This window comes from Viridibacillus sp. NPDC093762, from assembly GCF_050279675.1.
Lineage (GTDB): Bacteria > Bacillota > Bacilli > Bacillales_A > Planococcaceae > Viridibacillus.
The window spans coordinates 1-14,024 of sequence record NZ_JBNNUK010000020.1; the positions used below are offsets into that span (position 1 = coordinate 1).

At 37.7% G+C, this 14,024-nt stretch carries 14 protein-coding genes; 10 read left to right on the forward strand and 4 right to left on the reverse strand.

Annotated elements, in window-relative coordinates; all coding sequences use genetic code 11:
• Positions 1-126: 126 nt before the first annotated feature.
• The 4 genes from ACQKM9_RS18155 to thrC all read right to left on the reverse strand — a co-directional run bounded on the left by ACQKM9_RS18155 (position 127) and on the right by thrC (position 3,346).
• Positions 127-762 (reverse strand): NAD(P)-dependent oxidoreductase, encoded by a 636-nt coding sequence (locus ACQKM9_RS18155; protein WP_427735795.1) that lies wholly within the window; start codon positions 760-762, stop codon positions 127-129.
• Between the two features lie 69 nt (positions 763-831).
• Positions 832-1,245: an Rrf2 family transcriptional regulator gene (locus ACQKM9_RS18160; protein WP_427735796.1), complete on the reverse strand. Its 414-nt coding sequence runs from the start codon at positions 1,243-1,245 to the stop codon at positions 832-834.
• 152 nt (positions 1,246-1,397) lie between these two features.
• Positions 1,398-2,297, reverse strand: coding sequence for a homoserine kinase (gene thrB, locus ACQKM9_RS18165; protein ID WP_427735797.1), 900 nt, complete (start codon positions 2,295-2,297; stop codon positions 1,398-1,400).
• Positions 2,294-3,346: a threonine synthase gene (gene thrC / locus ACQKM9_RS18170; RefSeq protein ID WP_427735798.1), complete on the reverse strand. Its 1,053-nt coding sequence runs from the start codon at positions 3,344-3,346 to the stop codon at positions 2,294-2,296. The genes thrB and thrC overlap by 4 nt, the downstream gene beginning before the upstream one ends.
• 211 nt (positions 3,347-3,557) lie before the next feature.
• Here thrC and ACQKM9_RS18175 point away from each other — a divergent pair, with 211 nt between their 5' ends.
• The 10 genes from ACQKM9_RS18175 (at position 3,558) to ACQKM9_RS18220 (ending at position 13,960) form a co-directional block, all read left to right on the forward strand.
• Positions 3,558-4,775: an MFS transporter gene (locus ACQKM9_RS18175; protein ID WP_427735799.1), complete on the forward strand. Its 1,218-nt coding sequence runs from the start codon at positions 3,558-3,560 to the stop codon at positions 4,773-4,775.
• Positions 4,776-5,146: 371 nt separating this feature from the next.
• Positions 5,147-5,488 carry a DUF6054 family protein gene (locus ACQKM9_RS18180; RefSeq protein ID WP_427735800.1) on the forward strand — a complete coding sequence of 114 codons (342 nt, stop codon included), beginning with the start codon at positions 5,147-5,149 and terminating at the stop codon, positions 5,486-5,488.
• Positions 5,489-5,512: 24 nt separating this feature from the next.
• Positions 5,513-6,052 (forward strand): adenylate kinase, encoded by a 540-nt coding sequence (locus ACQKM9_RS18185; protein ID WP_427735801.1) that lies wholly within the window; start codon positions 5,513-5,515, stop codon positions 6,050-6,052.
• 133 nt (positions 6,053-6,185) lie between these two features.
• On the forward strand, positions 6,186-6,932 hold the full coding sequence (locus ACQKM9_RS18190; protein ID WP_427735802.1) for a gluconate 2-dehydrogenase subunit 3 family protein: 747 nt from the start codon (positions 6,186-6,188) through the stop codon (positions 6,930-6,932).
• A gap of 17 nt (positions 6,933-6,949) precedes the next feature.
• On the forward strand, positions 6,950-8,662 hold the full coding sequence (locus tag ACQKM9_RS18195; protein ID WP_427735803.1) for a GMC family oxidoreductase: 1,713 nt from the start codon (positions 6,950-6,952) through the stop codon (positions 8,660-8,662).
• 17 nt (positions 8,663-8,679) lie between these two features.
• Positions 8,680-8,874, forward strand: a complete 195-nt coding sequence (tatA, locus tag ACQKM9_RS18200; protein WP_038186132.1) for a twin-arginine translocase TatA/TatE family subunit — start codon at positions 8,680-8,682, stop codon at positions 8,872-8,874.
• 15 nt (positions 8,875-8,889) lie between these two features.
• Positions 8,890-9,771: a twin-arginine translocase subunit TatC gene (gene tatC / locus ACQKM9_RS18205; RefSeq protein ID WP_427735804.1), complete on the forward strand. Its 882-nt coding sequence runs from the start codon at positions 8,890-8,892 to the stop codon at positions 9,769-9,771.
• Positions 9,772-9,978: 207 nt separating this feature from the next.
• The gene (locus ACQKM9_RS18210) at positions 9,979-10,776 is read left to right on the forward strand and encodes an MIP/aquaporin family protein (protein ID WP_427735805.1); all 798 of its coding nucleotides are present in this window, start codon (positions 9,979-9,981) and stop codon (positions 10,774-10,776) included.
• Positions 10,777-10,806: 30 nt separating this feature from the next.
• Complete coding sequence (glpK, locus tag ACQKM9_RS18215) at positions 10,807-12,300, forward strand: glycerol kinase GlpK (protein ID WP_427735806.1); 1,494 nt, start codon at positions 10,807-10,809, stop codon at positions 12,298-12,300.
• Positions 12,301-12,664: 364 nt separating this feature from the next.
• Positions 12,665-13,960 carry an acetyl-CoA hydrolase/transferase family protein gene (locus tag ACQKM9_RS18220; RefSeq protein ID WP_427735807.1) on the forward strand — a complete coding sequence of 432 codons (1,296 nt, stop codon included), beginning with the start codon at positions 12,665-12,667 and terminating at the stop codon, positions 13,958-13,960.
• Positions 13,961-14,024 lie beyond the last annotated feature (64 nt).

Sequence of the window (14,024 nt, forward strand, 5' to 3'; positions counted from 1 at the left end):
TTGAACCGCTTGAATACGTTGTTCAACTCGTACTTTTGCCATAAAAAAACCCCCGTAAAAGTTAGAATGGTGTCTAACTTTTACGGGGCAGTTCATCATCATGGGTCCTGTTTTTTAGTGTGCCATTTAGTTTTCAGATGCTACAGTGAATCTTTCATTCACATGTTTTGGGTTCTCTAGTTCATCTAATACAGCGATTGCATAGTCAGCATAGCTAACGTAGCTTTCGCCTTTAGTATTGACTAATAGATGGTCTATCCCTTCGATATATTGACCAGTGCGTGGGCCTTCTGGATCGAAGAAAGCAGATGGACTTAAGAAAGTCCAAGTGATAGATGATGCTTTCAAGTCCTCTAAGTTTTTGCCTTGTTTTTCAGCTGTTGGTAAGTAAATTGCAGGGAAATCTGGTGTAGACATCACTGTCACTGTTTTTTCTGGATCAACAAAAAGGCTACCTGCTCCGCCAACTACAAATAGTTTTGTACTCGCTGCATCTTGTAGAATGTCGATAAGCTTGCGTCCTGCTTCTACGTGTAAATGTTCTGCGCCTGCTGGAGCCCCGAATGCATTGACGATAAAGTCAAACTTTTGTACATCTTCTGTTGTTAATGAAAAGATATCTTTCTCTATAACAGCAACATTTTCGGCCACTATTTTTGCAGCACTGCGAACGATTGCAGTTACCTCGTGCCCACGTGATACTGCTTCATTTAAAATGAAGTTACCTGCTTTACCTGTTGCACCAATAATACCAATTTTCATAATGATTGCCTCCTTAGAATTTGTTGTAACTAATACGGTTACAAGTTGTTTGTAAAAAAAGATCGCCTCTTAGTGAAAGAGTTGATCTAATACATCTTGTAGCGTTTCTGCTGTCAATTTATCTTCCATTGCTCGCTGAACAGATTGAAATACGTTATCTAAAGTGGATTGAATTTTTTTTCCGACAGCACATTCTGGGTTGGGGTTATCGTGTATTGCAAATAACTCCTCTGGTGCCTGTACGGCTCTATATATGTCTAGTAGCGTAATGTCTTTCGGTTCTTTGACTAATTGATATCCAGCAACTCCTGCATTGGAGACTATTAAGTTTGCCTTTTTTAACTGGCTACTAATCCGACGTATAACGACGGGATTAGTATTAACACTGCTAGCAATCCATTCAGATGTAAGTTGGTTAGAATCATTTGTTGTAGCGATTAAAGAAAGAATGTGTATAGCAACAGAAACACGACTGTTCACCATATCAGTCACCGCCTAACATGTAATCATTATAGTTACAGGGGAGGGTAATGTCAATTCATTTGATTTAGGAAAGATCATAACTTTAACACATCGGTGATTATTGCAAAGAAAAAGTGCCAAGAGACACATGCTCTTGGCATTTTCCATTCCCATTATTCTTTTGTAACTTGAACACCCTTTATATCGACTGGAACGGCTTTAATATCATAAGAAGGGAAGAGGGGCTTCATTTTTGCAACGAAAGTATCTACGCGATCTTTTGAGATTAACGAGATGACAGTTGGACCGGCACCGCTAATGGCTGTACCAAAGGCACCTGCATCCTGTGCTGTTTGACGAATTTCATGATAATTAGGGATTAAATTTGCGCGGAATGGTTCATGAAATAAATCATGCTCCATGAATTTGCCTGCACGTTCATAATCTTTTATAAGTAATGAAGCAGTTAACATATTAGCATTGGCGCTTGCATGAACAGCGTATGCTTTGTCATAGTTTGACGGTAATACTTTACGAGCTTCCTCTGTTTTTAATTCAACGTTTGGAATGAAAACAGCAAATGCAGCGTCAACATCTCGTGCATTAATCAATTCTAATTGACCGTTTGGCAACGTTGAAGCAATCGTTAGACCACCATGTACAGATGCGGCTGCATTGTCAGGATGCCCTTCCATTTTAGAAGCAAGTTTACAACGTTCTTCGATAGAGAGTTGTAAATCACATACTTGATTTGTGAGTTCAATACCCGCCACAATAGCAGATGCGCTACTTCCAAGTCCACGAGCAAGAGGTAGTTCACTATGCATCACGACTTTACAAGAAGGAAGTGTAGTCTTGTACCGTTCAGCTGTTTCTTGAGCAACTTTATAGACGAGATGGTCTTCAACTGTAACATTTACAGGAAGGTGTTCTGAACGATGCTCAAACTCCCAATGATTTTGTAAAGTTACGTCTAGTGTTAAATAGAGACCTAATGCTAGTCCAATAGAGTCGAATCCTGGTCCAAGATTAGCGGTGCTTCCCGGAACAGATATGGACCACTTTGTTGTCATAGCAATCCCTCGATGTAAGTACGGATTTCCGCTTCATCATTTGCTAAAGAAACCATATCGACAGTAGATGCTTTTACAGCTGTATCAGGGTCTTTTAATCCGTTTCCTGTTAATACAGCAACTACACGACTTCCTTTAGGGATTGAACCATTTTCAACGGATTGTAGTACACCAGCAATAGAAGCGGCAGAGCCTGGTTCTGCAAAGACGCCTTCTTTAGAAGCGATTAAGCGGTATGCATATAAAATTTCTTCATCTGTAACTGCAGCGATTTTACCTCCGGATTCATCACGAGCAGCTTCAGCTAGTTTCCAACTTGCTGGATTCCCGATACGAATAGCAGTAGCAACAGTTTCAGGGTGTGGTATTACTTCACCACGTACAATTGCCGCAGCACCTTCTGCTTCAAAGCCAAACATTTTTGGTAGACCTGTTTGTTTTTTTGCATTGTATTCTTTAAAACCTTTCCAATAAGCGCTAATGTTACCTGCATTTCCGACAGGGATTGCAAGAATATCCGGTGCGCTGCCTAGACCGTCGCAAATTTCAAAAGCAGCTGTTTTTTGACCTTCTAATCTATATGGATTAACTGAGTTTACTAATGTTACTGAAGTGTTTTCGCTAATGTCACGAACAATTTGTAGTGCTTCATCAAAGTTACCATCAATTTCGATGATTTTTGCACCATACATGTAAGCTTGTGCTAGTTTACCAGCAGCTACTTTACCTTTTGGGATAACGATAATAGCTTGGATTCCAGCGCGTGCTGCGTATGCAGCGGCTGCAGCTGATGTATTGCCTGTTGAAGCACAAATAACAAATTTACTTCCAGCCTCAACGGCTTTTGCTACTGCCATTACCATGCCACGGTCCTTGAATGAACCTGTTGGATTTAAACCTTCATATTTAACATAAAGATCTATTTCTAGTTCTTTTGATAGTGTATTTAAATGAATAAGTGGTGTATTACCCTCATGTAAAGTAAGAGCAGGTGTATTTTCTGAGACAGGTAGATATTCTTTATAGTGATGGATAAGACCTTTCCACATATATAACATTCTCCTTTTTGTTCATCCTGGAAAAACATTTGTTTTTCTATAAGAGACATTTTAACGCATTTTGGGTATATGTTTCAATAGGTAATTGCTAAATTTTCGGAACAATTGAATTTCTTTTACATCTTGTCACAAAATATAAAGATGTGTATAGTTAGGGTAGTCAAATGTATATTCAAGCGTAAAGACATACGGGGGAATAATAATGACAACGAATCAACAGGCAGGTACTAAAGTAATATCGCGTAATAAGCTTCTAGGTATTGCGGGAGTTGGATGGATGTTTGATGCATTAGATGTGGGTATTTTATCTTTTGTCATAGCAGCTTTAGCAAAAGAATGGATGCTATCACCAAGTGAAATGGGCTGGATTGGTAGTGTTAACTCAATTGGAATGGCGGTTGGAGCCTTTGTATTTGGTATATTAGCCGATCGTATTGGACGTAAATCGGTATTTATATGGACACTTGTCATTTTCTCTATTGCTAGTGGTTTATCGGCATTGACGACGACTTTAGCAGCATTTATGATTTTAAGATTTTTCATTGGTATGGGTCTTGGTGGTGAATTGCCAGTAGCTTCAACGCTTGTTTCTGAAAGTGTTGCATCACATGAACGTGGACGCATTGTTGTCTTATTAGAAAGCTTTTGGGCGGGCGGTTGGTTATTAGCAGCACTTATTTCATATTTTGTTATACCAAACTACGGCTGGCGAATTGCTTTATTATTAACGGCTCTTCCAGCAGTTTATGCGATATACTTGCGGTTACATTTACCTGATTCGCCTCAGTTTACAGCCAAAAAGGATGTTGTACGTAATATCGGCCAAAATATTAAAGATGTTTGGTCGAAAGAATATGCCCGTCGTACATTAATGCTTTGGATTGTTTGGTTTACAGTTGTCTTTTCTTATTATGGCATGTTTTTGTGGTTGCCTAGTGTTATGGTTATGAAGGGTTTTAGTTTAATAGCAAGTTTTAAATATGTACTGATAATGACGCTAGCTCAATTACCAGGTTATTTTACAGCTGCTTGGCTAATTGAAAGAGCAGGCAGAAAATTTGTCTTAGCAACCTATTTGTTAGGGACCGCTGTAAGTGCACTTGTTTTTGGTAATGCTGAAACAATTGGTCTTTTACTTGGAGCTGGAATGTTCTTATCATTCTTTAATCTAGGAGCCTGGGGTGCATTGTATGCTTATACGCCTGAGCAGTATCCAACTATTATTCGTGGTACAGGTGCTGGTATGGCTGCCTCTGTTGGCCGATTAGGAGGAATATTTGGACCGTTGCTTGTAGGTTCACTTGTAGCAAAAGGATATGAATTGAATTTGATTTTCGGTATCTTCTGTATTTCGATAATAATAGGTGTAGTTGCAATCGTTGCACTAGGTACAGAGACAAAACAGACAGAGTTAGAGTAGGAATATATATGAGGGACTATCCTTCTTTCTATAAGCCTATATAATATTAATAACGATCTTCTCTCACTATATAATAGAGAGAAGATCGTTTTATTTTGTTGGTTCCTTCAATGAAAGGGGCTAGAACAATTCATTTTGAAATAGTTACATATTAAAAGACAAAATATATCCAACTGGTTTGGTGAATAATATGACTAGTGTTAAGCCAGCAATGAGGGGCATTTACATACCTCTACTCTTATTGTTCGCTACCAAATGTTCAGGTAATTCTAGCAAAATATTAAATTTATTATTGAGTGAATTTTCTTTCTATTTGAAACTAATAGTAGATTCCTAACGTATTAGAGTTATACATAAAAGGAGTGATAGCAATGGATGTGACAGAATTTTACGTATCAATTGAACCACATGATGTATTAAACCGTATTAAAACAAACATTGTGGAAGGCAGTTTTTCTGGAAAGCTTATTGATCAATATGAACGTATTGTAGGGGATCAACAAGTAGTAGTTTGTATACTCGAAAAGTATTATATGCGTACTAGTAATCGTGCAAGCTTAACAGTAACAATCGACAATTTAGAAGGTAAAACAAAAATTCATGCAGTCGCTTCTGGTGGTGGAGAAGGTGCCTTTTTCCGCTTTGATTGGGGAGTGGGTAATACCTTCGTTAATAGCGTAGTGAAGGTGTTAGAAGAGTTCATTATAAAATAGTGAAAAAGCTAGGGGGGATGATAGGTGAAATACCCAGCGAAAAATCAAAGGGTTTTGATTATTGGTTCTGGAGGGGCAGGGAAATCAACATTGTCGCGTGCATTAAGTGAATTATGGGAATTGCCTCTCGTTCATCTAGATGCTATGTATTGGAAATCTGGTTGGCAGAAATCTGATAAAGCAGATTTTATTGAAAGGCTACAATTAGAACTTGAAAAGCCTACTTGGATTATCGATGGAAATTTCGATTCGACACTAGAAATGCGAGCCAAATATGCAGATCTTATTATTTTCCTCGATTTTTCTAATAAGCTTTGCACTTATCGAGTATTAAAACGTACTATTCAATATCTCGGGAGGACAAGGCCTGATATGGGGGAGGGGTGTCCTGAAAAGGTTGATGCAGAGTTTTTACGATGGATTTGGCGCTTTCCTGTTGATGCAAGACCAGGGGTTATGAATAGGATGATCCACTCTAATGTAAACAGTATTATATTTTCTTCTCCGTCCCAGTTAAAAAAATGGTTGGGAAATTGTAAAAAAGGGAAAAGTAGTCTCAAATGAGGCTGCTTTTTTATTTTTTTGAGTAAAACACCGGAATTTTCAATTTAAACATAACTTATAATTTTAGAACAATCAGTTTACTCATTGAGGTAAATAGCCGCTATCACGACTTTTGTTAAGGAGGATTGTCTATATGAGTCAAGAAGGGAAAGACTTATCGAGACGTGATTTTTTGAAAACCACGGGTATTGCTACAGGCACATTAGTCGGTGGTGGGATAATTGGCGGTTTGATTGGCTACAACACCAATAAAAAGTCTAAGCCATCTAAAAATGCCAATAATACAACGGGACATAATGAGCATTCTGGCGTTCCGGCCCGAATGTTCTTTATGAGTCAGACCGATTTCCAAGTCTTATCAAATGCCACTGAACGTATTTTTCCAAAAGATAATCTAGGGGCAGGTGCTATTGATTTGGGTGTACCGTACTTTATAGATCGCCAGTTAGCAGGGAATTATGGTAGTAATTCTAAAGAGTACATGCAAGGACCATTTGCTGAAGGGGCGCCGACACAAGGTTATCAAAGCCGTCTTACTCGTGCTGAAATCTTCACTCAAGGTGTTATGGCTCTAGAGAAGGAGAGTAAGAAGCGTTTTAAAAAGGGTTTTTCAGATATTACGGACAAGCAAATGGATGAAATATTAACAGCTTTCCAAAAAGATGAGGTGAAGATGTCAGGTACGACATCAGGACTTTTCTTCTCACTTCTTCGTTCAGCAACGCTTAATGGCGCATATGCTGATCCAATGTACGGAGGCAATCGTAATCTGGAAGGTTGGAAAATGAAAGGTTTCCCAGGCCATCAAATGGCATATATCAGTGAAATTGAAAAAGATGAGTTTAAAAAATATGAACCTAAGTCTTTAGGATCTATCTAGTATGGAGGTGGATAGTAATGGTTAAGACTTTACCAAAAGTAGATGTTGTAACGGTAGGGGTTGGTTGGACCGGAGGAATTATTGCTGCAGAATGTGCAAAAGCCGGTCTAAAAGTAGTAGGGCTTGAACGTGGACAGAAACGGGGTACATCGGATTATCAGCAAATTCATGACGAATATCGATATGCTATACGTTATGATTTGATGCAAGATTTATCGCGTGAGACGATAACATTCCGTAATAATCGGAAAATGAAGGCATTACCAATGCGTCAATTAGGATCCTTCTTGTTAGGAGAAGGTTTAGGAGGATCAGGAACGCACTGGAATGGACAAACATTCCGCTTTTTACCCTATGATTTTCAAATAAAAACAATGACTGAAAAAAAATATGGTAAGAATAAGTTAAGTACCGATTATTTAATTCAAGATTGGGGTTTAACTTACGATGAACTTGAGCCGTATTTTGATACATTTGAGAAAACAACTGGTATTTCAGGTGATGGTAAAAATAAGCATGGCGGTAAGAGATCAAATCCATATCCTACACCTGCGATGAAAACAACGCCCCTTTTAAAAAAATTTGAGAAGGCAAGTGGGAAATTAGGTTATAGCCCATATATGATGCCGTCTGCTAATTTGTCGGAACCATACAAAAACCCCGATGGTGAACAAATAAATGCCTGTCAATATTGTGGCTTCTGTGAACGTTTTGGCTGTGAATACGGGGCAAAAACATCACCAGAAATTACTGTTGTTCCAACAGCGACTAAAACAGGGAACTTCGAACCCCGATTTCATGCCAATGTTGTAGAGGTTATAAAAAAGGGCAATAAAGCAACAGGTGTTAAATATCTAGATACAATATCAGGTGAAGAATTTATTCAGCCAGCTGATGTAGTAGTGCTAACAAGCTATGTCATGAATAATGCAAAATTACTTATGGTATCGAATATCGGTGAAATGTATGACCCGACAACAGGAAAAGGAACATTAGGTCGGAATTATTGCTATCAAATTTTACCTGGTGCTTCAGGCTTTTTTGATGAACAATATAATACATTTATGGGTGCAGGTGCTTTAGGTATGTGTTTTGATGATTTAAATGGTGATAATTTTGATCACTCAGATTTAAAATTCATTCATGGTGCTAATGTCGCTTTAACGCAAACGGGCACGAGACCAATTGGTACAAATCCTATTTTACCTGATACCCCAACTTGGGGAGCAGAGTTTAAAAAGCAATCTATTGAAAATTTTACCCGCTCATTAGGCGTTGGTGGTCAAGGTGCATCAATGCCTCATAAAGAGAACTATTTATCGTTAGATAATGTGTATAAAGATTCTTATGGTGTCCCATTATTACAAATGACGTATAACTTTACAGATCAAGACAAAGCATTACACAAACATATTTCGAAAAAATGTGGAGATATTTTAAAAGAGATGGGCGCGAAAACAGTTGTAGTCAATTCAGATCTTGACCAATATAATATTGTCCCTTATCAATCGACTCATAATACTGGTGGAACCGTTATGAGTTTAACACCAGAGGAAGGTGTTGTGAACAACTACTTACAACATTGGAATGTTGATAATTTATTCGTGGTAGGTGCTGGGAATTTCTCGAATAATAGTGGCTACAATCCTACTGGGACAGTTGGTGCTTTATCCTATCGCTGTGCTGAAGGTATTATCAAATACAGTAAAAAGGGCGGCTCGCTCGTTTAATAAAGGAGGAAGGCAATATGTTTAGTCCATCAGCAATCGGCATACCAGGTTTAATCATTATTTTAGTTATTGTTCTCATTGTCTTTGGTCCAAAAAAATTGCCAGAAATCGGCTCGGCAGTCGGGAAAACTTTTGCAGAATTCAAGAAGTCTACCAAGGGATTAATGGATGACGACGATGAAACACCACCTGAAAAGAAAAAAGAGATTTAGGTAAGTATTTAGCCTATGGATCCTTATGAAAATAACAATAAAAAAATATTGAGCCCTTTAGACAAAGAACCTTATGAGCCAGAGACAACAATAAAAAAGGCATTAGCAGACAAGGAACAAGAAACTGTCGTTGCTTCAACATTACCCTCTACTGATTCATCTGCTACTGAATGGGTAGTCAAAGATGTGGTTAAATCATTATTTGATCATTTAGCAGATTTACGTAAGCAGCTAATTAAAGGATTAGCGGTTTTTCTCTTTTTCTTTTTTGTTGTATTTGCAACAGTTAACTGGTGGTTTCCTTTTATTACGAAAGGAAATTCACTTGTTATTTTAGGACCGTTAGAGGTTGTGAAGTTTTATATGTCAATCTCTAGTACTATGGCTCTTGGGTTAGCCTTACCTTTTTTAATGCATTTCTTATGGAGTTTTATAAAACCGGGATTAAAGGAAAATGAGAGTCGTTTTCTAGGGATGTATTCTCCAGTCATGTTGTTCCTATTTTTACTTGGCATTTCTTTTGGTTTTTTTGTAGTTAACCCACTTAGCTATAAATTTCTAATCAGTATCGGTCAGGCGAATTTTGATGTTATGGTATCGGCGAGTGAGTATATGCATTTCTTAATAATGACAACTGTACCCGTTGGCATTTTATTTGAGTTGCCGATTGTCGCTCTATTTTTATCTTCAATTGGTTTACTTACAGCGGATATAATGAAAGCGATTCGAAAATGGGCATATGTATTTATGGCTGTTTTTGCATCAATGACTACGCCACCGGATTTTGTTAGTCATTTATTAGTTTTAATACCGTTGATTTTGCTATATGAGATCAGTATTTTTTTAGTTAAGAAAATAGAACGTAAACAAATGTTGAAGAATGCAATTAGCGAGTAAATAGCGCAACTAGATGACCTTTCAGATAATCGAGTTATTTGAAGGGTCTTTTTATTCGCAAATCAATATAATACTTTTTAAGCATATTTTTTTACATAGCAAACCTTGAAACATATTATTATTGAATAAGCATAACTTGCATTCTATGAGAATATATTTTATTGTTTACGCTTTCATTATATCGTTATTAAGAAGGAGGAGTACGATATGTCAACTTTTATGGCTGAGATGGTAGGGACAATGATTTTGATATTGTTCGGGGGCGGCGTGGTTGCGGCTGTTTCTTTGAAAGGTTCTAAAGGAAAAGATGGTGGCTGGATTGTTATTACAGTTGCTTGGGGTCTTGCAGTAGCTATGGCTGCATTTGCAGTTGGAGGGATAAGTGGTGCACATTTAAATCCTGCATTAACAATTGCATTAGCAACGATTGGAAAGTTTGAGTGGGCAGATGTTCCAATGTTCATACTTGCTCAAATGATTGGAGCGATTATCGGGGCTATTTTAGTCTACTTAACTTATTTAGCACATTGGAAACCAACTGAAGATCCGGATGCTAAACTAAGTGTATTTTGTACAGCGCCAGCATATAATCATCCGTTATCAAATTTAACAACGGAAATGATTGGCACATTTATCTTAGTTCTTGGTATTTTAGCTATAGGCACAAATAATATTACAGATGGCTTAAATCCCTTAATAGTAGGTGCTTTAATTATCGTAATTGGTATGGCACTTGGTGGCCCAACCGGGTATGCTATTAATCCAGCACGTGATTTAGGGCCTCGTATAGCACATTTCTTCCTACCGATTCCAGGGAAAAGAGATTCCAACTGGAGTTATTCATGGGTACCGGTAGTCGGTCCGATTATTGGTGGATTATTTGGAGCATTATTTTATAAGCAAGTTTTTGAAGGAGAAAATAGTATCACATTTTGGATAGTTGGAGTAATCGTGCTGGCAATTTTCGTAGGAGCACAATTTACAGTGAATAAAGTTGTAAGATAGAATAATAAATTAAATTCTGGAGGTCATCATATGACAAAAAAGTATATTCTGGCATTAGACCAAGGTACTACAAGCTCACGTGCAATTTTATTTGACGAAGAAGGCAATATTTTTAATAGTGCTCAACAGGAATTTCCGCAATATTTCCCACAATCAGGATGGGTAGAGCATAATGCAGAGCAAATTTGGAGCTCAATTTCATCTGTCATAGCTGGTGTCCTTTCAGAGAAAAATGTCCATGCAGATCAAGTACAAGGGATTGGTATCACCAATCAACGTGAAACAACAGTTGTTTGGGATAAAAATACGGGAGTACCAGTGCATAATGCTATTGTATGGCAATCACGCCAAACAGCAGGCATTTGTGAAGAGTTGAAAGAGAAAGGTTATAATGATTTATTTAGAGATAAAACGGGATTACTTATTGATGCATACTTCTCAGGCACAAAAGTGAAATGGATATTAGATAATGTTGAAGGGGCAAGAGAAAAAGCTGAGAATGGTGATTTATTATTCGGTACGATTGATACATGGCTGATCTGGAAACTTACCGATGGGAAAGTACATGTAACCGACTATTCGAATGCTTCTAGAACATTAATGTATAATATTTACGACTTGGAATGGGATGAAGAGCTATTAGAGATTTTGGGAGTCCCAGCATCAATGCTGCCAGAAGTTCGGCCTTCATCTGAAGTGTATGGTTTAACGGATGGAAATCACTTTTTTGGTCAAGAAGTACCTATTGCTGGTATTGCGGGTGACCAACAAGCTGCTTTATTCGGCCAAGCTTGTTTTGAAAGTGGTATGGTGAAAAATACTTATGGCACAGGTTGCTTTATGCTTATGAACACAGGTGAAAAGGCTGTTAAATCCGATAACGGTTTGTTAACAACAATTGCTTGGGGAATAGACGGTAAAGTAGAGTATGCATTAGAGGGTAGTATTTTCGTAGCAGGCTCAGCTATTCAATGGTTACGTGATGGTTTACGGATGTTCCATGATTCAAAAGAAAGTGAGCGCTATGCAGAAAAGGTTGACTCGACTGATGGTGTATATGTTGTTCCAGCATTCGTTGGGTTGGGTACACCATATTGGGATAGTGACGTACGTGGTGCTGTATTCGGTTTAACACGTGGTACAGAAAAAGAGCATTTCATACGCGCAACACTTGAGTCATTAGCGTATCAAACAAAAGATGTGCTGGGTGCTATGGAAGCAGATTCAGGAATCTCGTTAAAAACATTACGAGTGGATGGCGGAGCTGTCATGAATAATTTGTTAATGCAATTCCAAGCAGATTTACTTGATGTTCCAGTAGAGCGTCCATCAATTAATGAAACTACAGCACTCGGTGCAGCGTATTTAGCTGGATTGGCAGTTGGATTCTGGAAGGATCGCGATGAGATTTCGAAATACTGGAATTTAGATACGCAATTCAGTCCGAATATGGAAGAAGATAGACGTGAAGATTTATATAAAGGCTGGAAAAAGGCTATACATGCAGCCCAAGCGTTTAAATAATAGTTATACACATGTAGCAGTTCCCTTTTCAAAGGTGAACTGCTTTTTTGATAGCATTTTGTGTATAGTGGGGATAAAAATGTGTATAGTGGATAAAAAAGATTTTTATTGATATTAATTTAGTCCTCTTTGGTTAATTAATAGGCTTTTTCACTGTTTTTTTAAAAGAATGTGGATAACTCTAAGAATATTGTTAATAGTTTTAGTGGAGAATAGTATTTCAGAGAAAGGGAATCATATGATTTCCCTTTCTTTTTGTATGATAAAAAAGCCGTGAAAAATACGAAGATTATGTTACGCTAAAGTAAAGGTAATATTTTTAAGAGAAATGCATGCTTAATGTAGAAATGGAGAAGGTTGTTGTATGGTAAATATTTTTCAAGGGCATTACAAAGCGAAGTTAAAAAATCCTCAAGATGTCCTCGCATATATTGAGGACGGAGCAGATATTATTATACCAATATCGAATGGAGAACCAGTAAAGCTATTGGATGTTTTGGAAGAGAACGCAGAATACTTAAAAGATGTGCGTATTCATCAGATGTTAACGATGCATCCACGTAAATATATAGACGGAGCTTATAAAGGGCACTTATCACATGTCTCATACTTTTTGAGTGGTGCTACACGTAAGGCTTATCATAATGGGCATTGTGAATTAATGCCAAATTATTTTCATGAAGTACCACGTATTATGAAGGATTATACGAAAGCATCTCTTGTAATGGCAGTTGCTTCACCAATGGATGAGCACGGATATTTTACTCTTGGAACACAAGCCGATTATGCTGCATGTTTTATAGGTAATGCTCCCTTTTTCTTGGAAGTAAATGAGCATATGCCAAGAACGTTTGGCCAAAATTTAATACATATTAGCCAAATAGAAGGCTTTATTGAGCATCATACACCGCTTGTGAAAAATCCGGAACCAGTAATCGAAGAAAAAGACATACGAATTGCAGAATATGTTGCAGAATATATTAAAAACGGTGATACATTGCAAGCTGGGATAGGGTCGATTCCAAATGCAGTTATTAGTTTACTAAATGATCATCGCCATTTAGGTATTCATACGGAACTGATAACGGACGGGGTAGTTGGTTTAGTGGAGAAAGGTGTAGTCGATGGGTCTCAGAAGAAAACGAATAAGGGGAAAATCGTCGGTACTTTTGCGTTAGGGACGGATAAGTTATATGAATTCCTGCATAATAATCCGATTGTTGAATTCCAAACAGTTGATGTGACGAACGATCCGCGCTTAATTGCCAAAGAGGATAATATCGTTTCTATCAATGCCACAACGGAAGTGGACATATATGGTCAATGCGCCTCTGAAACAGTTGCAGGCAAGTATTATTCTTCCACTGGTGGGCAATTTGATTTTGCACGTGGAGCAAATTTTGCGGAAAATGGTCGTGGATTTATATGCATGCATTCGACTACGAAAAACGATACGATATCGAGAATAAAAGTTTTATTAACAAGCGGCTCAGTCGTAACAACCTCCAAAAATGAAGTAGATAAGGTAGTAACTGAGTATGGTGTAGCCGAGCTAAAAGGCAAATCGATATCAGCGAGGGCGAAGGCGCTAATCGAAATTGCTCATCCAAAATTTAAGGACGAGCTTATATTTGAAGCAAAAAAACTAAATCTAATGTAAGAAATACTAAACCCGTTTTTTAATTAAACGGGTTTTTTTGATGAATTATAAACATTGTTCACGA

Coding starts and splice junctions, on each gene's coding strand:
- ACQKM9_RS18155 (WP_427735795.1), bottom strand. CDS start 762: ATGAAAATTGGTATTATTGGTGCAACAGGTAAAGCAGGTAACTTCATT.
- ACQKM9_RS18160 (WP_427735796.1), bottom strand. CDS start 1,245: ATGGTGAACAGTCGTGTTTCTGTTGCTATACACATTCTTTCTTTAATC.
- thrB (WP_427735797.1), bottom strand. CDS start 2,297: ATGACAACAAAGTGGTCCATATCTGTTCCGGGAAGCACCGCTAATCTT.
- thrC (WP_427735798.1), bottom strand. CDS start 3,346: ATGTGGAAAGGTCTTATCCATCACTATAAAGAATATCTACCTGTCTCA.
- ACQKM9_RS18175 (WP_427735799.1), top strand. CDS start 3,558: ATGACAACGAATCAACAGGCAGGTACTAAAGTAATATCGCGTAATAAG.
- ACQKM9_RS18180 (WP_427735800.1), top strand. CDS start 5,147: ATGGATGTGACAGAATTTTACGTATCAATTGAACCACATGATGTATTA.
- ACQKM9_RS18190 (WP_427735802.1), top strand. CDS start 6,186: ATGAGTCAAGAAGGGAAAGACTTATCGAGACGTGATTTTTTGAAAACC.
- ACQKM9_RS18195 (WP_427735803.1), top strand. CDS start 6,950: ATGGTTAAGACTTTACCAAAAGTAGATGTTGTAACGGTAGGGGTTGGT.
- tatA (WP_038186132.1), top strand. CDS start 8,680: ATGTTTAGTCCATCAGCAATCGGCATACCAGGTTTAATCATTATTTTA.
- tatC (WP_427735804.1), top strand. CDS start 8,890: ATGGATCCTTATGAAAATAACAATAAAAAAATATTGAGCCCTTTAGAC.
- ACQKM9_RS18210 (WP_427735805.1), top strand. CDS start 9,979: ATGTCAACTTTTATGGCTGAGATGGTAGGGACAATGATTTTGATATTG.
- glpK (WP_427735806.1), top strand. CDS start 10,807: ATGACAAAAAAGTATATTCTGGCATTAGACCAAGGTACTACAAGCTCA.
- ACQKM9_RS18220 (WP_427735807.1), top strand. CDS start 12,665: ATGGTAAATATTTTTCAAGGGCATTACAAAGCGAAGTTAAAAAATCCT.